The organism is Microbacterium sp. SYP-A9085, from assembly GCF_009649635.1.
Taxonomy (GTDB): domain Bacteria; phylum Actinomycetota; class Actinomycetes; order Actinomycetales; family Microbacteriaceae; genus Microbacterium.
Genome location: NZ_WJII01000001.1, coordinates 846,855 through 866,143, shown reverse-complemented (window position 1 = coordinate 866,143; position 19,289 = coordinate 846,855). Strand labels below are relative to the sequence as shown.

Genomic DNA, 19,289 nt, shown 5'->3' with positions numbered 1-19,289 from the left:
ACCCTGGGAGAGTGTTCGATCCCCACCGCCACGAGCTCGGCAGCTTCCTCCGCTCGCGCCGCGAGCGCGTGGACCGCGCCGCCGCCGGGCTGCCGCCGCGCGCCCGCGGCGAGGGGCTGCGCCGCGAGGAGGTCGCCGTCTCGTCGGGGGTGAGCATCACGTGGTACACGTGGCTCGAGCAGGGCCGCGACATCCACCCCTCCCGGCAGGTGCTGTCCGCTGTTGCCGACGCGCTGCGGCTGACCGACGCGGAGCGCCGGTACGTCCTCTCGCTCGCCGGCTACGCCCCGCCGGGGCCCGCGCACGTGGAGCCGGCACCCGCGCATGTGCAGCGGCTGCTGGACGCGCTGCCCCATCCGGCGTACGCCCTCGCGCCGGACTGGGGGATGGCGGGATGGAACGCCGCGTACGAGCGGATGTACCCGCACATCGCCGCGGCGGCCCCCGCGGAGCGCAACCTGCTGTGGCTCGTGTTCACCGACCCGTCGGTGCGGGACCTGCTGGACGACTGGGATGTCACGTCCCGCCGGTTCCTCGCGGAGTTCCGCGCCGAGGCGGGGCGCCTCGCGGACCCGTCCACGGCGCAGCTGGTGCAGGCACTGAGCGAGGCGAGTCCGGAGTTCCGCGCCGGGTGGGAGTCGTTCGACGTCGGCGGGTTCGTGTCCCGCGAGCGCGTGTTCCACCTGCCCGACGGGTCGAGCGTGACCCTGGAGCACCAGCAGCTGCGCTTCGCCGACCGCCCCGATCTGCAGGTCGTGCTGTACACCCCGCTCTGACGCCGGGACGCGGCATCCCGCCCGTCGCCCCTTGGCCGAGCCGGGACCGCGAGAGTGCATCTGACGGACGAGGGCGTGGGTATTTCCCACCCTCTCGTCCGTCAGATGCACTCTCGCCGTCAGCAGCGGCGGCGGCGTTCGCATCGTCGCATTCGGTCATGTGACGTCGCACGGCGTCATATGACACGCGCCGTCGGCCCGGTGATGCCACTGTGTCAAGTGCCCGGCGCTGATCTGCGCCGCGGCGCACCCCCACCCGGCGCTGTGAAGGAGCCACTCATGTCCCGCATCATCCGACGCACACTGCTCGCGAGCACCGTCGCGGCGGCCGCCGCCATGGCGCTGGCCGGGTGCAGTCTGGCCGACGCGAACGCGACCGGCGGCGGGAACCCGGCGGACGGCACGGTGTACTTCGGCGTGTCCGCCGCCCAGACCGGCCAGTATGCGCAGTACGGCGAGCAGTTCAAGCAGGCGTTCGACCTCGCCGTCGAGCAGGTCAACGCCGCCGGCGGCATCGACGGCCACCCGGTGGCCCTGAAGTACGAGGACTCGCAGTCCGACCCCAAGCAGTCGGTGACCGTCGCGCAGAAGTTCGTGAACGACCCCGAGGTCATCCTCGTGTTCGGCGACTACTCGTCGGCCGCGTCCATTCCCGCCTCCCCCATCTACACCGCCGGCAAGCTCCTGCAGTACGGCTTCAACAACTCGAATCCCGACTTCACCGACAAGGGCACCCAGTACCAGTGGTCGAGCTCGACCACCACGAGCGACACCTACACGTGGACCGCCGACTACATCAAGAAGCAGGGGGTCGACTCCGTCGGCGTCAGCTACCTGAACACCTCGGACTGGGGCATTCCCGCCTACCAGGCGTTCAAGGCCGAAGCCGCCAAGGTCGACCTGAAGATCACCGCCGCCGAGGCGGTCGACCCCACCTCCGATGACTACCGGCCGTCGCTGACCAAGGCCGTCGCGGGCCACCCCGAAGCGTTCGTGCACATCGGCTACGGGCCCGACGCGGCCAAGCTCGTCACGCAGCTGCGCGCTATCGGCTTCGACGGCACCTTCTACGGCGGCCAGGACGAGCAGTCGTTCGACGGCACCCCGGACGCCGCAGGCTCGATCATCGGCGCGCAGTTCGTCCAGACGAACCCCGACCCGGCCGTGCAGGCGTTCGTGAAGGCGTTCACCCAGAAGTACCCGGACGACGCGGATGTCACGAACTTCGAGGCCGGCGCCTACGACGCCCTGAAGATCGCGGTCGCCGCGGCGAAGGCAGGCGGCACGACGCGAGAAGGCATCCTCAAGGGCTTCGGCGAGATCAAGGACGTCCCGAGCGTCGTCTACGGCTCGGTCACGTTCGACCCCACGACCCGGCGCATCCTCAACCCGCAGTTCACCCCGACGATCCTGAAGGACGGGAAGTGGGTGGCGTACAACGGCTGAGCCGTCGTCGCCGACCTGTGCATCATGTTCGACACCCTGATCGCTGGCCTGCTCCGAGGCAACGTCTACGCCCTCGGAGCGGTCGGCATCTCCCTCGTGTTCGGCGTCATGAACGTCGTCAACTTCGCCCAGTTCTCGTTCTTCGGCCTGGGCGCCATGCTGTCGTGGTTCTTCGTCGCGAAGCTCGCCCTGCCGTTCTGGGCGGCGTTGCCGCTCGTGCTGATCCTGTGCGCCGGTCTGGGGCTCGTCATCAACGTGTCGGTGGTGCGGCCCCTGGCGAAGTACCTGCCGCTGGCGGCGATGCTCTCCACGTACGCCGTCTCGCAGATCCTCGACAACTTCTCGCAGCTCGCGTTCACGGCCCAGTTCCGCCCCTTCCCCGAAGTGCTGCCCACGTCGAACCTGCAGATCGGGAACATGCGCGTGGGCACCTCGGACATCGTGATGCTGGCAGTGACAGCCGCCGTCATGATCGCGATGTCCCTGTTCCTGAAATACGGCAGAACCGGGCGCGCTATCCGCGCCACCGCACAGGACCAGGAAGCGGCACTGCAGATGGGCATCCCGGTGGGGCCGGTGCAGAACCTGTCGTTCGTGATCGCGTCGGCCCTCGGGGGCCTCGCGGGCATCTTCTTCTCGCTCTACGTCGGGGTGGTCAACCCGATATCCGGCCTGAACATCGGCCTGACCTCGTTCGTGGCCGCCACCCTGGGCGGGCTCGGGTCGCTGGTCGGCGCCGTCATCGGCGGATTCGTGCTCGGCATCTTCGAGGCGTTCGGCATCTACGCGTTCGGCGACGCGGCCCGCCTGATCATCGTGTTCGTGATCCTCATCGTCGTCCTGATCGTGCGGCCGGGCGGCCTGCTCGGCAAGGTGCCGCTGATCTCGACCGAGCCGCTGACCGGGACGTTCCTCGGGAAGGGCCGGCCGCTGCGGATCCCGCGCTGGATGTGGATCGCCGGGCTCGTCGTGGGCGGCGCGGTCATCCCGCTGCTGGCCGACAATTACATCCTCACGACCGGCACGCAAGTGCTCATCTACGCGATCATCGCGGCCGGGTTCACCGTCACCGCGGGGCAGGCGGGCGTGCTCGCCCTCGGCCAGGCGGGCCCCATCGCGATCGGCGCGTACGCATCCGCGCTGCTGAGCGTGCACGCGCACGTCCCGTTCTGGGTCGCGCTGCCCCTGGCCGGCGTGGTCGCCGCGGTCATCGCCTCCGTGCTCGCCTCCCCGATCTGGGGCGTGAAGGGGCACTACATCTCCATCGCCACCCTGGGCCTGGGCATCGCGATCGTCGCGGTGATCCAGCTGCTCATCCCGAATGCCGTCTACGACATCCCGGTCCCGCAGATCGCCGGCATCCCGCTGAACACGCCCCTCGCGTACTACCTCATCGACTTCGTCGTGCTGCTGCTCACGCTCCTGGTGATGGGGCGCCTGCGGCGATCGCACCTCGGGCGGGTCATTTCCTCGGTCGGGTCGGACGAGGTCGCCGCCCTCGCCTCGGGCGTGCGCGTGCGCGACTACAAGGCGCTCTCGTTCGCGGTCTCGGCGTTCTTCGCCGGCATCGGCGGGTCGCTGCTGGCGCACCAATACACGTACATCGACACGACGATCTTCACGATGCTGACCTCGCTGCTCGTGGTAACGATCGTGATCCTGGGCGGGGTCGGCCTGCCGTACGGCGCGGTGGTCGGCTCGGTCATCCTGATCGGGGCGATGGAGCTGCTGCGGTTCGCGCCCGAGTGGCGGATCATCGTGTACGGGCTGGTGCTGATTCTCGTCGTGCGGTTCCGTCCGGGCGGGATCCTGGTGAGGAACTCATGAGCGACGCACTGCTGCAGGTGGCCGGCCTCGAACGCCGCTTCGCGGGGCTTCGAGCCGTCGACGAGATCTCGTTCCACGTGTCCGCCGGTGAAGTGGTGTCCATCATCGGCCCGAACGGGTCGGGCAAGACCACGACGCTGAACCTCGTCACCGGCACGCTGCGCCCCGACGGCGGCACCATCACCCTCGACGGCGCACGCATCGACCGTGCGCACAGCGTCGAGATCGCCGAGCACGGCATCGCGCGCACGTTCCAGAACGGCCGCGTGTTCGCGACGCTGTCGGTCGCCGACAACATCGAGGTCGGCATCCACTCGACGCTGCGCGCGCACCGGCCGTTCCGTCGGCTCTCGCGCCTTTTCCTGTTGCGCTGGATCCCGCTGCTGGCCGAGCTGTTCGTCGCCATCGTCGGCACTCCCGCCGCCCGGCGTGAGCGCGCCGAGATCGACGCCGTCGTCGAGACCGAGATCGACCGCTTCGCATCACGCCTCGGGTCCCGGCGCGATGACCCCGCCTACTCACTCAGTTACGCCAACCGGCGCCGCACCGAGATCGCCCGCGCCCTCGCCCCCGCACCGAAGCTGCTCGTGCTCGACGAGCCGACGGCCGGGATGAACCAGTCGGAGACGGCAGAGGTACTCGCGCAGCTGCTCGAGCTGAAGGCACAGGGGCAGGCGATGCTGCTGGTCGAGCACAAGCTCGACCTCGTGATGACGGTGTCGGACCGGGTCATCGTGATGGACGGCGGCCGCATCATCGCCGAAGGCACCCCGCAGACCGTCCGCCACGACCCGGCGGTGATCGAGGCGTATCTGGGACGGCGACGCAGTCTCGACCAGGAGAAGGCACGATGAGCGCACTGCTGTCTGTGGATGCCGTCGACGTGTACTACGGTCCGTTCCACGCACTGCGCGGGGTGACGATCCAGGTCGGCGAGGGCGAGATCGTCTCGCTGCTGGGCGGCAACGCGTCGGGCAAGTCGACGACGATGAAGACGATCCTCGGGCTGAACCGGGTGAAGGCGGGCACCATCACGTTCGCCGGCTCGGACCTCACCCACCGTCCGACGGCCGCGCGCATCCGCGCCGGGATCGCCAGCGTGCCCGAGGCCCGCCGGGTGTTCCCGCAGATGACCGTCGACGAGAACCTCTACGCCGGCGCGCACACGCGCCGGGACCGCGCCGGAATCGCCGAGGACGTCGAGCGCATGCGCGACCACTTCCCACGGCTTGCCGAACGGCGCCGGCAGGAGGCCGGGACGCTGTCGGGCGGCGAGCAGCAGATGCTCGCGTTCGCCCGCGCGCTGATGAGCCGGCCGCGCCTCATCTGCATGGACGAGCCCACGATGGGCCTGTCGCCGAAGCTCGTCGACAAGGTGCTCGACGAGATCGCCCGGATAGGCGCCGAACTGGGGGTCGCGGTGCTCCTGGTCGAGCAGCAGGCCGAGCTCGCCCTGTCGATCGCGAGCCGAGGGTACGTCCTCGCGACCGGTGAGATCGTCGTCGAAGGCTCTGCGCCAGAGCTCCTCGACGACCCGAGGATCCAAGAGGCGTACCTGGGAAAGAGCGGCTGAACGATGACGACACAACGACGATTGGGATTCTTCACCAGGGTCCTCGACGAGGCCCCTGCCGGTGAGCGCTACCGGCTCGCGCTCGAGCAGATCACGGCGGCCGAAGCGGCCGGGTTCGACACCGCCTGGGTCGCTCAGCACCATTTCCACGAGGACGAAGGCGGCCTGCCATCGCCGTTCGTGCTGCTGGCGTACGCCGCGGCGCAGACCTCGCGCATAGTGCTCGGCACGAGCATCGTCACGCTTCCGTTGGAGGCCCCGCTGCGGGTGGCGGAGGATGCCGCGGTCCTGTCCGCGCTCTCCGGCGGCCGCTTCGAGCTCGGTGTCGGCAGCGGCGGCACACCCAGTTCCTTCCCACCGTTCGGGCACGACCCCAAGCACCGCCCGGAGATCTTCGCCGGGCATCTCGATCAGCTCGTCACGGCGCTGCGCGGCGACATCCTCACCGACGACGGCGGGGCGCTCTACCCGGCCGCGGGGGGACTGCTCGACACGATCTGGCAGGCGACGTTCTCGGCCGGGGGAGCGGCGCGCATCGGCGCGGCCGGATTCGGGCTGATGCTGTCCAAGACGCAGCCGCACACGGCCGGCACCGGCTTCTCGGCGCTCGCGGACACGCAGCGCACGGTCGTCGACGCCTACCGCGAGAACCTGCCGGCGGGCGTGCCCGCCCGCGTGTTCGCGTCGCGTAACCTCGTCGTCGTCGACGACGAGGCCACCGCCGAGCGGCTGCGCGCTCGCGGCATCCAGCGGTCCCTGCCGGCCGCGCGGGCCCTGGGGATCGAGATCCCGGCCGGTGCCGGCCCGCGCGAGCTGAGCGCCCTGCTCGACCTGCATGTCGGCACCCCCGAGCAGGTGGTCGCCGAGCTCGCCGAGGACCACGTCCTGCGCGCGGCGACCGACGTCGTGTTCCAGACCCATCCGGTCGATCCCCCGCACGAACTTCTGCTGCGCTCGCTGGAGCTGATCGCCGCAGAGGTCGCACCCGCCCTCGGCTGGAGCCGGGCCGACGTCCTGGAGGCCAGTCGTGTCTGACCTGATCGACGCCCTCGTGGACATCCCGGCCGGCAGTCCGCTCGACGCGCTGCGCGCGCGGCGGCCCGTGGCCCGCAGCGACGCGCAGGCCACGTACGACGCGCTGATCACCGCGCCCACCGACCTGGACAGGGCCAGCGCGGTCGAGCGCGCCGCGATCGGGTACTGGGTCGCCGCCCTCAGCTATGCGACCGCGCTGACCGCCCACTATCGTGACGTGCTGGCCGGCCTCGATCCGGCCATCGTGACGGCCCTCGATGCAGCGCTGCCGACGGCGACCACGACGGGCCCGCACGGGGCGTACCCTGCCGGTCCGCTCAGCGTCGAGGACGAGGACGGTCTGCAGTTCACCGCCTCCCTTGCGCTCCGCGCCGCTGTCGGAGAGCGGCTGGCCGCGGCGCTCGAGCATGCGCACCTGCTCACGTATCGGCCGCGGGACGCGAGCCCGGACGCGCTGCAGGCGCTGCTGGACGCCGGCTGGACGCCCGACGGCGTGGTCACCGTCTCGCAGCTGGTCGCGTTCACCCACTTCCAGCACCGCGTGATCGCGGGGCTGACGGTCCTCAAGGAGGCGATCTGACATGTCCGCCATGGTGATCCGGTACCCGGATCTCGTGCCCCCGAACGCCTTCACGCAGGACGAGCTCGGCTGGGTGCCCTGGCTCGATCCGAAGCCGCTGGACGAGCTCACCGACGAGGACTACGCGGCGCTCGTGGAGCGCAGCCGCGCGGCCAGCCCCTACTTCCGGCTGCTCGTCCGGGACCCCGTGGTGCTCGGCGCCCGCACCCGCGCCGACAACGACATCTTCTACAACACCGATGCGGGCCTGGCCCGGGCCGAGCGGGAGCTGTCGGCCGCCGCGACCTCACGGACGAACGGGTGCCTGTACTGCGCGTCCGTGCATTCCCGGTTCGCATCGATCCAGGCGCCGGCTCGACACGGCGATGTGCAGCGACTGCTCGATGACGGGATCGACGGCGAGCAGGATGACCGGTGGACGGCGATCATCGAGGCGGCTGCCGCGCTGACGGCGACCCCGGCGCACTTCGGCCGCGCGCACGTCGACGCGCTGCGCGCCGTCGGCCTGGACGACCAGGCGATCGTCGACGTCATCCAGAGCGCGGCGTTCTTCAACTGGGCGAACCGGCTGATGCTCTCGCTCGGCGAACCGACCGGCTGAGGGGCCCGGATCTCGCCGTCCGTCACGAGGTCGGCTCAGGCGCCGATGACCGACCCTGCCCACAGCCCGAGCCAGGCGGCGAGAAGGGCGAGCAGCAGCATCCCGAATCCGTTCATCAGCGCCGCGCGCCACCGGCCGGCCCGCGCGAGCCGGACGGTCTCGAAACTCGCGGTGGAGAACGTCGTGTAGCCCCCGAGCAGCCCCGTGCCCAGGACGAGCGCCCACGGGCCGAGGGCCGCCGCGATCCCGGTGACGACGCCGAGCAGGAACGACCCGGTCACGTTGATCACGGTGGTGCCGACGGGATACGGCAGGCGCGTCCACGACCGGACCGCGCCGTCCAGCATCATCCGGCAGGCGGCGCCGATCCCGCCGGCGAGCGCGACGGCGACCGCGAGCAGCACCGGCATCATGCGCGGACCCCGCGCCGGGCGCCCAGGGCGATGCCCGCGACGGATGCCGCGGCCCCGACCACTACGGTCGCGACGGCGTAGACGATGCCGACCCAGGGCCGGTCGGCGGCGAGCAATCCGTCGGCGCCGACCGCGAACGTCGAGTACGTGGTGAACCCGCCGAGGATCCCGGTGCCGGCGAACAGCCGCAGCATCCGCCGCCGTCCGGTGTCCGCGCCACCGCGGGCGAGGGATGTCAGCAGCCAGCCCAGCAGGAACGCCCCGACCACGTTGATGATCAGGATCGGCACCGGCATCCCGCCCCATTCCGGGACGAGCAGCGACACCAGGTAGCGCGCGAGCGTGCCGATCGCGCCGCCCGCCGTGACGAGGCCGATCGCCGACCAGCGCAGATGCACCGGCCGCACAGGCGGCGACATCACGCCGTCACTCCCACGGCAGCGGCTCGTCCGCGGTGATCGGGCGCAGCGGCACCACGAGCAGCGGACGGTGCTGCCGGTGCGCGAGGTGGCTGGCCACGGAGCCCTGGAAGAACTCGCGCAGCGTCTCGCGGACGCTGGCGTCACGGGTGCCGACGACGATGTACCGGGCGTCGACGGCCTCGGCGAGGCGCGCCAGCGCGCGACCGGGGTCGCCGGCAAGCTCGCGCCCGGTCCAGGTGAGGCCGGAGCCCGCGAGCACCTCGTCGATGTGCGCGGCCAGCGCGGCGTCGAACGCGCCGACCCGTTCGTCGGGCAGATCCGGGTCGATCGAGCGCGAGAGCACCGAGCCGTCGAGGTGCTCGCCGACGGTGTACCGCTCCAGGTCGACGTGCGCGCAGACGAGGTCGAGGCGCAGCTCGCGAGCGAGACGTGCGGCCTCGCGCAGCACGGCGTCCGGGAGACCCGCCTGAACGCCGACGAGGATGACTCCGCGCGGGGCGTCGTTCGCGTCCATGTCGTCCTCTCCTTCCGCCATTGTCCCAACGATCCTGCCCGCGAGGGTACAACTGGTCGCCGAGGGTGCGGGAACCACCCCTACCTTCGTCCACCAGCTGTACCCTCGCGGTTCGCCCGTCGAGACGGCGGCCCGGGATGTCAGGTGCGGGCGGGGCCGACGGCGGCCACGACGCCGCGCGCGGTGCGTTCGAGGAACGAGACGATCTCGTCGACGGGGCGGTCGGCGTCCACGGCGAGCTCGACGAGCACCTCCTCCGCGAAGCCCACCCATGAGCGCAGGGCCACGCGCAGCAGGTCGCCGTCGGGCGCGCCCAGCTCGAGGAAGACATCCAGGAGGCGTCGGGCATTCTCGTCGCGCGACTCGTCGATCACGGTCCGGACCGCGGCATCCCCGCTGGCCACTCCGCGCACGAGCGAGTAGAACGTGCCGCGGTGCTCGCGCACGAACGTCACGATCCGGGTGAGCGTGTCGCGGAACCGCTCCTGAGGCGGCAGCTCCGGACGCGGCTCGCTCGCGCGCAGCAGGCTGTCGCGGGCGGTCAGCACGACGGCCCGGTGCAGGCCCTGCCGCGTCCCGAAATAGTGGAACACGAGCGCCCGCGAGACACCGGCTCGTGCCGAGACCTCGTCGATAGTGAGCTCGTCGAGGGTGTGGTCGGTGAGGAAGTTCACGCCGAGCGCGACGAGCTGGGCGCGCCGTTCGTCCGGGGTCAGCCGCCGGCGGCGGTCGTCAGACATGAAAGAAGCCTAATCGTCCTTCTTATTGACGGAGAGTCAATAAGACGTAGGCTCAGTCCCGGACGCGACGACGCCGCCGCGCCCTCGAAAAGGGAGGCCCGATGACGTTCCGCCGCTTCACCCGCTCGCACGCGGGGCGCCTCACCCTGACCGCGATCCCGGTCGCCGCCGCCGTGACGCTGCTCACCGCGGGCGTCGCACAGGGTGCGGTCCCCGTGTCGTTCGCGGTCTCCGGAAGCCAGTTCCAGATCAGCGCGTCACAGCTGGACGGCACCGGATTCTCGCAGTACGCGGGCGTCGCGAAGGACACCGCCGGCGTCGAGCACGCCGTCGCGATAGCGAACATCGCCTCGGCCACCCTCCACGACCTGTGCCAGTCCGTCGTGGCCGAGACCCCGCTCGGCAAGGTCGGAGTCCTCATCACGGCCGGGGGCGGTGATGCGCCGGCCACGGCATCCGACCTCCAGATCGGGATGACGGGCCTGAAGGGCGACTCGTCGTTCACGAACATCCGCATCGGCGTCGACGCGTCGACCGTGCACACGGGAGCGAAGGGCTCGGCGGGCGACTTCGCGCAGGACGCCGATTCCGTGAAGATCACGAATCTGCAGCAGACGGCGTGGAGCACGCAGGCGTCGGTGTTCACGCTCACCGGCATGACGCTGAAGCTCACGGACGGATCGAAGGGATGCTTCTGACCCGGATGCCGCAGCGGCGCCGCACCACACCCGCGGCGCGGTCCACTGCTGCGCCCACCGGGTTGACGGCCGCGTGGACCCGGTTCGCGGCCTGGCGGCGCCGGCGGCCGTTCGTCGGCGGGCTGCTGGTGGCGCTGGCGGGCGTGGAGATCTTCTTCTCCGGCCAGCTCGACCTCGGACATCTCCATGTGCAACTCGGCATCGAGGGCTTCCAGGCGACGGTGATCCCGATCGCGCTGGTGCTGCTGGGGGCGCTCGCCGTCGCGATGCCCGCGCACCACGTGTTCTACGGCGTGCTTGCACTCGCCGTCGCGGTGTACTCGCTGATCGGGGTGAACCTCGGCGGGTTCCTGCTCGGGATGATCCTCGGCTGCGTCGGCGGCGTCCTCGTCGTCGCGTGGATGCTGCGGACCGCGCCGGACGCGCGCGACGACGCCGACCCTGACCGCGCCGACCTTGCCCGCGCCGATGTTGCGGACGCCGGTCTCGCGGACGCCGGTCTCGCGGACGCCGGTCTCGCGGACGCCGGTCTCGCGGACGCCGGTCTCGCGGAGGCCGGTCTTGCGGACGCCGACGCCGCGGACGGCGCCGCATGAGGGGTCCCACGCGGACCGACCGGCGACGACGAGTGGGCCTGCTCGCGACCGCGGCGATTGCGGTGGCCGCGCTCGTGGCGGGTGCGACGGTGGCGACGGCGGCTCCCGCATCCGCTCAGTTCTGCCTGCCGATTCTGCTGCCCTGCCCGCTCACGCCGGCCATCCCCACGCCGTCCCCATCGCCGAGCCTGCCCGGAGTGCCGGGGTTTCCGGCGCTACCGGGCGGGCCGAGTCTGCCGGGGCTGCCCGGCGGCGGGAGTCCGCTGCCATCGCCCTCGCCGAGCGGATCGACATCGCCGCCGGGGGTCGTCACGGACGATGACAGCATGGTGTTCACCCAGCCGCCGGCGCAGCTCGGCGCGCGGTCGCTGTCGTTCACCGGCCTGCAGGGCGTCGCGCCGGTCCGGGTGCGGCTCGCGAACGGCACACGCGTCACGGTGCTGCGGCTGAGCGCCGAGAGCATCACGATCCAGGGGTTCGCGCTCACGGTGCGCCGCGGGACCGGTCCGACCCTCGCGACAACCGCCGACACGATGACGCTGCGCGGCCACGTGCGCGTCTACGTCAACTCGCTCACGGGAACCACCGCCGACGGGACCGCGTACACGCTCGGGGCGGAGACGCCGCCGCCGAAGGACGGCATCGCCCCCGGCATCCTGCGCGTGACCCTCGGCCTTGTCGGCACGAGCGCCGACGCCATCGCCTACACGAACACCGACCAGCGCCTCTCCGAGTGACCGTCCCCCTCCGGCGAGAGTGCATCTGACGGACGAGGGAGCGGGAAACAACCACACTCTCGTCCGTCAGATGCACTCTCGCGGTCAGCAGCAGGGGCGGGGTGGCTCGGGGACGAGGTCAGGCGAGGGGCTCGGCGAAGGGCTCCTCGGGCCCGCCGGAGGGGGGCTGCGTCTGGATCGGTCCGGTCAGCGGCGGGTTCAGGATCGCGAGCGGCCCGGTGGGATCGGCCAGGATCACTCCCGGCACCGTGAGCGCACCGGTCGCGGTCGTCGGCGGGCCGGAGCCGCGGCCGGATGTCTCGGCCTCGGCGACCCCGGTCCGGACCGCTCCGATCCCGGCGGCGATCACGAGCGCTATGCCGGCCAGCTCGAGCAGCGTCAGCTCCTGGCCCAGCAGCACCAGACCGGCCAGGGCCGCGGTGGCCGGCGACATGCTCATCAGGATCGCGAACGCGGATGCCGGGATCCGGCGCAGTGCGATCAGCTCCAGCGCGTACGGGATGGTGCTGGACAGCAGGGCGACCGCCGCACCGAGCCCCAGCACCTCGGGCCGCAGCAGGCTCGCGCCGGCGGCGGCGATCCCGAACGGCAGTGACAGCACGGCGCCCACCGTCATCGCGAGCGCGAGGCCGTCGAGCTTCGGGAACCGCCTGCCCACCCGCGCGGCCGACAGGATGTAGAACGCCCAGCTCGCGGCGGCGCCGAGGGCGAACAGCACACCCACCGGGTCCAGGCGATCCCATCCGCCTCCGCCCAGGCACACCACGCCGGCGAGCGCTATCAGCGCCCACAGCCAGGCCGACGCGCGGCGGCTCGCGACGATCGACAGCACGAGCGGCCCCAGCACCTCGATCGTGACCGTGACGCCGAGCGGCAGTCGGTCCAGCGCGAGGTAGAACAGCCCGTTCATGGTCGCCAGGACCGTGCCGTAGCCGAGCACGGACAGCCAGTCCGAGCGCCCGTGCCCGCGGACTCGCGGCCGCGTGAGGACCAGCAGCACGAGCGCGGAGAAAACCAGGCGCAGCATCACCATGCCGAGCGGCCCGACCTGCGGGAACACGAGCACCGCGATGGCGGCGCCGATGTCCATGCAGATCTCGCCGGCGATGACGAGGCTCGTCGCCCAGATCGCGCCGGAGCGCGCCGACCGCGTCACTTCTTCTTCGCAGCGGCGCAGATAGCGTTCTTGGCGATCGAGTCGTGGAACTGCTCCGCCGTCCACGGCAGGCCGACCGCGGGCGCGTCGGCACCCTCGGCGGCCGGGGCCTTCGACGCAATAGCGGCCAGCTCGCGGCTGAGGTCCACGATGGCGCCGCGCCCCATCGACGAGTTGTTTAGCACGACGGCCACCGTCAGCCCGCTCTTCGGGTCGGAGAATGCGGCCGTCAGATATCCCGCCGTCGCCCCGTACTGGCCGATCAGCGGTCCCATCGTGACGGCGCCGCCGGCGGTGGTGAACCAGGCGGGCGCGCCATCCGTGACCGGCAGCGCGTCGGCGAAGCGCTTCTTGTCCTTGACGAGCTGCCCGGTGGCGAGGGCGCGCACGTACGTCCCAAGGTCGTGGATGTCGGACACGACCCCCGAATCGGTGGCGCCGTAGCTGGCGGACTGCTCGGTGATCTCGGTGGGCTTGTCGCACGCGTAGGCGCCGCTCTTGGTGCGCTCGCCGAGGTAGTAGCCGCGCAGCGGCTCGGATCCGGCGACCCCGGGCGCCGCGGCGGCGGGCCCGGGCAGCGCGGTGTGCCCGAGTCCGAGCGGCGCGACCACGTACTCGCGCAGCAGCTCCGACGGGCTCTTCCCGGTGGCGCGCTCGAGAGCGAGCCCCAGCAGCAGGTAGCCGGCATCGGAATCCCGATACGCCACCCCGGGGCGCACCTCCCCACCGACCTGGCCCACGCCATACGCGACGAGCTCGCGCGGATCCCACTGCCGGGTGGGATTGCCGAGCAGCTGCGCGTCCAGCAGCGCGCGATACGAGCCGATCCCGCTCGTGCTGTCGCAGAGGTCGCCGAGCGTGACCTCGCTGTACTTCGGCATCCCGCCCACGTACCTGGTGACGCTGTCGCCGAGGTCGACGGTCCCCTTGGCGTCCAGCTGGTAGAGGATGTCGCACATCATCGGCCGGGTGATGGCCCCGGCGCGGAACGTCATGTCGGCGTCCACCGAGGTGCCGAGGCCCGCCACCCATGCCCCGCTCCACGGCGCCCACACGCCGACGATGGCGCCGGAGGCGCCCGACGCGGTCATCGCATCGATGACGGCGCTGTGCAGTTGGTCGCGCGTGGCCTTGGGCAGATCCTGCTGCGTGGACGACGCGCTGCTGCCGGGAACCGGGTCCGCCGAGCACCCCGCCGCGACGAGGGTCAGCGCGAACACAGCGGCCGCCGCGGCGGCGGCGCGTCGCAATCCGCTCCGGACCGGCATCCTCACCCCCGATGATCGTGCGCAAGACATTCAAACACACCAGCCTGCGCGGTTCCGGCGCCGACTGCGGCCGCCCGGATGAGGATGCGCTCACCGACCGGTCAGGATGCCGCGGCGCGCACCCCCGCCATGAACCGCTGCACGTCGGGGTCCACCTGGATGTCGCGGGGGCGCAGCGGGCGCGACAGGTACAGGCCCTCCAGCGACGTGAGCCGCGACAGCGCCACGTAGGTCTGGCCCGGCGCGAATGCCCCCGATCCCAGGTCGATGACGGCACGGTCGTACGTCTTGCCCTGCGACTTGTGGATCGTGACGGCCCACGCCAGCCGCAGCGGGAACTGCGTGAACTCCGCCACGATGTCGCGGCTGAGCGCCTTCGTGGCCGGGTCGTACGCGTAGCGGAACTTCTCCCACACCGCCGGCTCGACGTCGTGCTCGGCCCCGTCCACGTCGACGCGCACCGTGCCGCCGGCGATCCGGGTGACGGTGCCGATAGTGCCGTTGACCCAGCGCGGGGGCTCGCCGAACGACTGCGTGTCGTTGCGCAGGAACATCACCTGGGCGCCCACCTTGAGTTGCAGGTCGACGTCGGCGGGGTACGCGTCGCCGCGGCCGAAGTCGCCGTTGATCTCGGCGACGGCGCTCTGCGCGCGGCCCGGCAGCGCGTTCAGGTGCCGCTGGTTGATCGCCGACACGCGGTCGTTGCGGGTGGCCAGCGTGATGATCGGCGGCTCCCCGTCGACGGGCTCGGGCGGACGGCGGGCACCGGTGTCGTTGAGCACCTGGGCGATGTCGGCGGTGACGCGCCCGTGCCGCACCGCGTTCAGCATGGCCTTGAACACGGGGTCGGACTGGCGGTGGATGTCGCGCAGCTCCCGGATGTGCAGCCCCGCGCCATACGTGCCGACATCCAGCAGCCCGTCCGCATCGGCGCCGGAGCCCGCCCACACGTGCGCGTCGAAGAACCAGAACGACCGGTAGTGGTCGTCGATATAGCGGCGCTCGTCGCCGCGCGGCGGCACCGGCGCCAGCTGGTACGGGTCGCCGAACATGACCACCTGCACGCCGCCGAACGGCTCCGCGCGGCGCCCGCGGGCCATCCGCAGGGCCCGGTCGACCGCATCCATCAGGTCGGCGTTCACCATCGAGATCTCGTCGATCACGAGCGTGTCGATCGCGTTCAGCAGTTTGCGCGTGGCATCCGACTGCGGCTCGTCCTTCGCGCCGATCAGCCCGATCGGCAGCTTGAACAGCGAGTGGATGGTCTGCCCCTCGACGTTCAGCGCCGCCACGCCCGTGGGCGCGCACACCGCGATCTGCTTGTCGGTGTTCCAGGCGAGGTGGTTCAGCAGCGTGGACTTGCCGGTGCCGGCCCGGCCGGTCACGAACACGTGGTCCCGGGAGTCCTCGATGAGCCGGAACAGCTCGTCCTGTTCGGCGGACAGGGTCGGGATGCTCACCCGTCCATGGTAGGCGGCGGCCGTGCGACGCGGGATGTCGTCCACAGGCCCCTCTCGGACGTCGTTTCCTAGACTGATCAGGTGGAGCACGCAGCGACGGATGCGACGGCGCACGCGCCGCAGGCGCCGCATGCCGCCGGCATGACGGACGTCGCGGCCGCGCCGGCCCGACCGCTGCCCACGCCGGGGACCGCTCCCGCGACGGCGGCGCAACCGCCGAACGACGGCATCCCGGCCCGGCGCTCGCGCCTCGGCCGCGACCTCACCGTGATCGTGGTGACGGTCGCGATCCTGCTGGCGGGCCTGGCCGTCGGAGGCGTGTTCGTTTACCGGGCGCTGTACAGTCCGTCCGCGTTCGTGCAGCAGTACCTGTCGCTGCTGGCCGCCGGGCACGCCGCGGACGCGCTGCACGTGCCCGGGGTGGCCGTGGACCGCACGGAGCTTCAGGCCGCGGGGCTGCCGAAGGGCGCGTCCGAGGCGCTGCTGCGCCAGGCGGCGCTGGCCCAGCTGACCGACATCCGGATCGACTCCGAGCGCACCCTCGACGGGGTGGTCTCGGTGACCGCCTCGTACCGCGCGGGCGGCTACCCGGGGTCGACGACGTTCGCCGTGGAGCAGGCCGGCACCATCGGATTCGTCCCGACCTGGCGGTTCGCCCGCAGCCCGCTCGCCGTGGTGGATCTCACCGTGCACGGATCGATGACGTTCGACGTGAACGGCTTCCGCATCGACAAGCGGCAGGTCGGCGGCGCGGAGGTCGACCCGGCCGCTGCTGTGCCGCTCCTGGTGTTCTCGCCCGGGCTGTACTCCGTGAAGGTGGACACCCCGATCTCGTTCTCCCCCGGCATCGCGGTGCTCTCCGACGCGCCGCTGAAGAGCGTTCCGGTCGAGGTGCGGACGCAGGCCACGAGCACGTTCGTGCAGGTCGTGCAGGACCGGGTGGAGGACTTCCTCAACAGCTGCGCCACCCAGCAGGTGCTGCAGCCGACCGGATGCCCGTTCGGCTTCGTCGTGCAGAACCGCATCGACGGGCTGCCGAAGTGGTCGATCCGTGCGATGCCGAAGATCGCGGTGAAGCCGGCCGGCGAGGGGTGGGCGATCCCGCCAACGGACGGGCTCGCACACATCGTCGTCGGCATCCGCTCGATCTACGACGGATCCCTCCGCCACGTCGACGAGGATGTCCCGTTCGCTATGGTCGGCACCATCGAGATCTCTCCGAGCGGCACCGCGTCGATCCGGGTCAGCGCACCCGACACCGACTGATCGCGTCGCGCGTCCGGCGCACGGAGGCCAGGCGCATCGCGGGTCAGATCCGGGCGCCGCGGTCCGCGTCGCGCGCGTCGCGGTCGGCAAGGGCGGCGAGCTTCGCGTTGTACGCGACGAGCTCCGCGTCGCCGGTGCGGTCGGCGTGGCGATCCCGGCGCCGCTCGGCGCGCGCGTCGCTCTGGCTCCACTGCACGCCCACGACGATCGACAGGATCAGGGTCGGCAGCTCGCCGATCGACCAGGCCGCGCCGCCGCCGACGTACTGGTCCATCATCGGCGTCGCGCCCCAGGTGCGGCCCATGGCGCCGAACCAGTCGGCGAGCATGAGACCGGACTGCATCATGATCGTGATGCCGAAGAATGCGTGCGTGGCCATCACGAGGATGAGGATCACCAGGCGCATTGAGTGCGGCAGCCGGTACGGCACCGGGTCGATGCCGACCAGGGACTGCACGAACAGGTATCCGGCGATGAGGAAGTGGACGATCATCCACTCGTGGCCGAGGTGGTCGGTCATCGCCCAGCGGAACAGGTCGGTGAAGTAGAACACCCACAGCGAGACGCCGAAGATCACGGCCGCCACGACCGGGTTGGTGATCACCCGCGCGTACGGTGTGTGCACGGCCCACATGATCCACTCCCGCGCCCCGCGGGTGTCGTCGTGCCGCTTCGCTATCGCCCGCAGCGCGAGCGTGACCGGAGCCCCGGGCACGAGCAGCACCGGGATCGCCATGTTCAGCAGCATGTGGCCGACCATGTGCACGCTGAACATGTAGTCCTGGTAGGCGTTGATGGGCCCGCAGGTGACCCAGAACAGCAGCAGCATCCCGGCGGTCCAGGACACGGTGCGCAGGATCGGCCACCGGTCGCCGCGGCGACGCAGCCGCCGCACGCCGGCGAGGTAGAAGAAGAGGCCGAACGCGCAGACCACCAGCCACAGCAGGTCGATATCCCACTCGGTGAACCACCGCACTATCGTCAGCTCGGGCGGCAGCGGCGACTGGGTGAGGATCTCGGCCGGCGTCTGCGACAGCGGCACTTGGGAGCCGGTCGGCGGGGGCGTGCGGGCCAGGGCGACCGCGGCGCCGCTGGCGACGCCCATGATCACCAGTTCGGCGACGACGAACGACCAGAAGCGCCGCGCCCCACCATCCTTCGTCATCCCGGCGATGAGGCGCGTGCGGTACAGCGCGCCGAACATGCCGAGCACTATCAGTGCGGCGGCCTTGACGACCACCAGCGTGCCGTAGCCGGAGGCGAGGGCATCCCACCCGCCCAGGCCCACCATCGCGCGGGCGATGCCCGAGACGCCGACGACGACGAACGCGACGAGGGCGATCGAGGAATACCGCGAGAGCACGTCGGCGATGCCGGCGCGGTCCATCGCGGGACGGATCAGCACTATCAGCACGAGCCCGCCCAGCCATACGGCGGCGCCGATCATGTGCAGGATCATCGCGGTGACCGCGACGTCGTGCGAGGCGAGCTCCCCGGAGTGGCCCTGCGTGCCCATCGGGATGAGCGAGGCGAGCGCGAGCATCCCGAGCACCAGCGTCGCCGTCCAGCCCCGTACCGCGAACGCCGCCACGGTGATGACGGCGCCGGCGAGCGTCGTGATCAGCCAGGTGCGGCCGGACTCGGTCGTCGTCAGCCAGCTGCCCAACTGCGACCCGAACGTGTTGTCCAGGCCCACCGTCGGATTGAACGTGAGCACGAACGTGAGGAACCCGGTGATCCCCGCCGCGACCGTGAACACGGCGGCGGAGATGGATGCCGTGACCAGTGCCAGGTCGAACGGCTTCTCCCCCGCACGCAGGGCGAAAAGGGCGACCACGAGGCTGCCGCACATGCCCGCGGCGGAGAGGTTCACGACCAGCGTGACCAGGGGCAGCCCCCACCGGACGGCGGGACCGGGATCGCCGAGCTGCAGCGGCGCCGCTCCTCCGCCGTACGCGAGCGCCCAGACCGCCGTGACCAGCGCGGCCACGACCAGGAGCGCGGGACCGACGGCCCGGAGCGAGCGGGAGGGGACCGCACGCTCCGACGCGCCGCGCGGCGCGGCAGCGCCCCGGGGCGCGGGAGTGGGGATCACCCTTCAAGCCTAAGCGGGTTCGACCCTGCGGGGCGAGGCTGCGCAGTGTCGAGAGGGGGATGCCGCTGGTGCGGCATCCCCCTCTC

General features: G+C 71.4%; 20 protein-coding genes. 12 read left to right on the top strand and 8 right to left on the bottom strand.

Annotation, left to right across the window (positions count from 1 at the left end):
- The first annotated feature begins 11 nt into the window (after positions 1 to 11).
- From GH740_RS04150 to GH740_RS04115, 8 genes are all read left to right on the top strand, one after another.
- On the top strand, positions 12 to 776 hold the full coding sequence (locus tag GH740_RS04150; protein WP_367640590.1) for a helix-turn-helix transcriptional regulator: 765 nt from the start codon (positions 12 to 14) through the stop codon (positions 774 to 776).
- A gap of 279 nt (positions 777 to 1,055) precedes the next feature.
- Positions 1,056 to 2,222, top strand: coding sequence for an ABC transporter substrate-binding protein (locus GH740_RS04145; protein WP_172978278.1), 1,167 nt, complete (start codon positions 1,056 to 1,058; stop codon positions 2,220 to 2,222).
- 24 nt (positions 2,223 to 2,246) lie between these two features.
- Positions 2,247 to 4,049: an ABC transporter permease gene (locus GH740_RS04140; RefSeq protein WP_153744740.1), complete on the top strand. Its 1,803-nt coding sequence runs from the start codon at positions 2,247 to 2,249 to the stop codon at positions 4,047 to 4,049.
- Positions 4,046 to 4,903: an ABC transporter ATP-binding protein gene (locus tag GH740_RS04135; protein ID WP_153744739.1), complete on the top strand. Its 858-nt coding sequence runs from the start codon at positions 4,046 to 4,048 to the stop codon at positions 4,901 to 4,903. The genes GH740_RS04140 and GH740_RS04135 overlap by 4 nt, the downstream gene beginning before the upstream one ends.
- Positions 4,900 to 5,622: an ABC transporter ATP-binding protein gene (locus GH740_RS04130; RefSeq protein WP_153744738.1), complete on the top strand. Its 723-nt coding sequence runs from the start codon at positions 4,900 to 4,902 to the stop codon at positions 5,620 to 5,622. Before GH740_RS04135 ends, GH740_RS04130 begins: the two co-directional genes overlap by 4 nt.
- Positions 5,623 to 5,625: 3 nt before the next feature.
- Positions 5,626 to 6,657, top strand: a complete 1,032-nt coding sequence (locus tag GH740_RS04125) for a putative FMN-dependent luciferase-like monooxygenase (RefSeq protein WP_153744737.1) — start codon at positions 5,626 to 5,628, stop codon at positions 6,655 to 6,657.
- On the top strand, positions 6,650 to 7,237 hold the full coding sequence (locus GH740_RS04120) for a CMD domain protein (protein WP_216644895.1): 588 nt from the start codon (positions 6,650 to 6,652) through the stop codon (positions 7,235 to 7,237). The genes GH740_RS04125 and GH740_RS04120 overlap by 8 nt, the downstream gene beginning before the upstream one ends.
- A 1-nt stretch (position 7,238) precedes the next feature.
- Positions 7,239 to 7,838 carry an alkylhydroperoxidase domain protein gene (locus tag GH740_RS04115; protein ID WP_153744736.1) on the top strand — a complete coding sequence of 200 codons (600 nt, stop codon included), beginning with the start codon at positions 7,239 to 7,241 and terminating at the stop codon, positions 7,836 to 7,838.
- A gap of 35 nt (positions 7,839 to 7,873) precedes the next feature.
- Here the strand turns inward: GH740_RS04115 and GH740_RS04110 are convergent, their stop codons facing one another.
- The 4 genes from GH740_RS04110 to GH740_RS04095 all read right to left on the bottom strand — a co-directional run bounded on the left by GH740_RS04110 (position 7,874) and on the right by GH740_RS04095 (position 9,927).
- A complete protein-coding gene (locus tag GH740_RS04110; protein ID WP_153744989.1) occupies positions 7,874 to 8,248 on the bottom strand; it encodes a CrcB family protein in 375 nt (124 codons plus the stop codon).
- Positions 8,248 to 8,670 carry a CrcB family protein gene (locus GH740_RS04105; RefSeq protein WP_153744988.1) on the bottom strand — a complete coding sequence of 141 codons (423 nt, stop codon included), beginning with the start codon at positions 8,668 to 8,670 and terminating at the stop codon, positions 8,248 to 8,250. The genes GH740_RS04110 and GH740_RS04105 overlap by 1 nt, the downstream gene beginning before the upstream one ends.
- A gap of 7 nt (positions 8,671 to 8,677) precedes the next feature.
- Positions 8,678 to 9,187, bottom strand: coding sequence for a universal stress protein (locus GH740_RS04100; RefSeq protein WP_153744735.1), 510 nt, complete (start codon positions 9,185 to 9,187; stop codon positions 8,678 to 8,680).
- A 140-nt stretch (positions 9,188 to 9,327) separates the two neighbouring features.
- Positions 9,328 to 9,927, bottom strand: coding sequence for a TetR/AcrR family transcriptional regulator (locus tag GH740_RS04095; protein ID WP_153744734.1), 600 nt, complete (start codon positions 9,925 to 9,927; stop codon positions 9,328 to 9,330).
- A gap of 101 nt (positions 9,928 to 10,028) precedes the next feature.
- On the opposite strand from GH740_RS04095, the gene GH740_RS04090 reads away from it, so the two are divergent.
- The 3 genes from GH740_RS04090 to GH740_RS04080 are packed head-to-tail and all read left to right on the top strand — an operon-like array spanning position 10,029 to position 11,958.
- Positions 10,029 to 10,625 carry a DUF6230 family protein gene (locus tag GH740_RS04090; protein WP_153744733.1) on the top strand — a complete coding sequence of 199 codons (597 nt, stop codon included), beginning with the start codon at positions 10,029 to 10,031 and terminating at the stop codon, positions 10,623 to 10,625.
- Positions 10,616 to 11,221 carry a DUF6114 domain-containing protein gene (locus tag GH740_RS14025; RefSeq protein ID WP_253941168.1) on the top strand — a complete coding sequence of 202 codons (606 nt, stop codon included), beginning with the start codon at positions 10,616 to 10,618 and terminating at the stop codon, positions 11,219 to 11,221. The genes GH740_RS04090 and GH740_RS14025 overlap by 10 nt, the downstream gene beginning before the upstream one ends.
- On the top strand, positions 11,218 to 11,958 hold the full coding sequence (locus GH740_RS04080; protein ID WP_153744732.1) for a hypothetical protein: 741 nt from the start codon (positions 11,218 to 11,220) through the stop codon (positions 11,956 to 11,958). Before GH740_RS14025 ends, GH740_RS04080 begins: the two co-directional genes overlap by 4 nt.
- Positions 11,959 to 12,076: 118 nt before the next feature.
- Here GH740_RS04080 and GH740_RS04075 read toward each other — a convergent pair whose 3' ends face one another.
- The 3 genes from GH740_RS04075 to GH740_RS04065 form a co-directional block, all read right to left on the bottom strand.
- Positions 12,077 to 13,114, bottom strand: coding sequence for a DMT family transporter (locus GH740_RS04075; protein WP_367640585.1), 1,038 nt, complete (start codon positions 13,112 to 13,114; stop codon positions 12,077 to 12,079).
- Positions 13,111 to 14,382 (bottom strand): serine hydrolase, encoded by a 1,272-nt coding sequence (locus tag GH740_RS04070; protein WP_153744731.1) that lies wholly within the window; start codon positions 14,380 to 14,382, stop codon positions 13,111 to 13,113. The genes GH740_RS04075 and GH740_RS04070 overlap by 4 nt, the downstream gene beginning before the upstream one ends.
- Before the next feature lie 101 nt (positions 14,383 to 14,483).
- Entirely contained in the window at positions 14,484 to 15,842 is a 1,359-nt protein-coding gene (locus tag GH740_RS04065) for an ATP-dependent RecD-like DNA helicase (RefSeq protein WP_367640583.1), read from the bottom strand.
- Between the two features lie 81 nt (positions 15,843 to 15,923).
- On the opposite strand from GH740_RS04065, the gene GH740_RS04060 reads away from it, so the two are divergent.
- The gene (locus tag GH740_RS04060; RefSeq protein ID WP_367640581.1) at positions 15,924 to 17,108 is read left to right on the top strand and encodes a hypothetical protein; all 1,185 of its coding nucleotides are present in this window, start codon (positions 15,924 to 15,926) and stop codon (positions 17,106 to 17,108) included.
- Between the two features lie 43 nt (positions 17,109 to 17,151).
- On the opposite strand, the gene GH740_RS04055 is transcribed toward GH740_RS04060, so the two are convergent.
- A complete protein-coding gene (locus tag GH740_RS04055) occupies positions 17,152 to 19,203 on the bottom strand; it encodes a cytochrome c oxidase assembly protein (RefSeq protein ID WP_367640579.1) in 2,052 nt (683 codons plus the stop codon).
- Positions 19,204 to 19,289 lie beyond the last annotated feature (86 nt).

What these genes read in the sequence shown, in the direction of transcription:
- GH740_RS04110 (WP_153744989.1), bottom strand. Translation starts at nt 8,248, where the DNA reads ATGCCGGTGCTGCTCGCGGTCGCCGTCGCGCTCGCCGGCGGGATCGGC.
- GH740_RS04100 (WP_153744735.1), bottom strand. Translation starts at nt 9,187, where the DNA reads ATGGACGCGAACGACGCCCCGCGCGGAGTCATCCTCGTCGGCGTTCAG.
- GH740_RS04090 (WP_153744733.1), top strand. Translation starts at nt 10,029, where the DNA reads ATGACGTTCCGCCGCTTCACCCGCTCGCACGCGGGGCGCCTCACCCTG.
- GH740_RS04115 (WP_153744736.1), top strand. Translation starts at nt 7,239, where the DNA reads ATGTCCGCCATGGTGATCCGGTACCCGGATCTCGTGCCCCCGAACGCC.
- GH740_RS04135 (WP_153744739.1), top strand. Translation starts at nt 4,046, where the DNA reads ATGAGCGACGCACTGCTGCAGGTGGCCGGCCTCGAACGCCGCTTCGCG.
- GH740_RS04140 (WP_153744740.1), top strand. Translation starts at nt 2,247, where the DNA reads ATGTTCGACACCCTGATCGCTGGCCTGCTCCGAGGCAACGTCTACGCC.
- GH740_RS04145 (WP_172978278.1), top strand. Translation starts at nt 1,056, where the DNA reads ATGTCCCGCATCATCCGACGCACACTGCTCGCGAGCACCGTCGCGGCG.
- GH740_RS04095 (WP_153744734.1), bottom strand. Translation starts at nt 9,927, where the DNA reads ATGTCTGACGACCGCCGCCGGCGGCTGACCCCGGACGAACGGCGCGCC.
- GH740_RS04125 (WP_153744737.1), top strand. Translation starts at nt 5,626, where the DNA reads ATGACGACACAACGACGATTGGGATTCTTCACCAGGGTCCTCGACGAG.
- GH740_RS04080 (WP_153744732.1), top strand. Translation starts at nt 11,218, where the DNA reads ATGAGGGGTCCCACGCGGACCGACCGGCGACGACGAGTGGGCCTGCTC.
- GH740_RS04105 (WP_153744988.1), bottom strand. Translation starts at nt 8,670, where the DNA reads ATGTCGCCGCCTGTGCGGCCGGTGCATCTGCGCTGGTCGGCGATCGGC.
- GH740_RS04070 (WP_153744731.1), bottom strand. Translation starts at nt 14,382, where the DNA reads ATGCCGGTCCGGAGCGGATTGCGACGCGCCGCCGCCGCGGCGGCCGCT.
- GH740_RS04130 (WP_153744738.1), top strand. Translation starts at nt 4,900, where the DNA reads ATGAGCGCACTGCTGTCTGTGGATGCCGTCGACGTGTACTACGGTCCG.
- GH740_RS14025 (WP_253941168.1), top strand. Translation starts at nt 10,616, where the DNA reads ATGCTTCTGACCCGGATGCCGCAGCGGCGCCGCACCACACCCGCGGCG.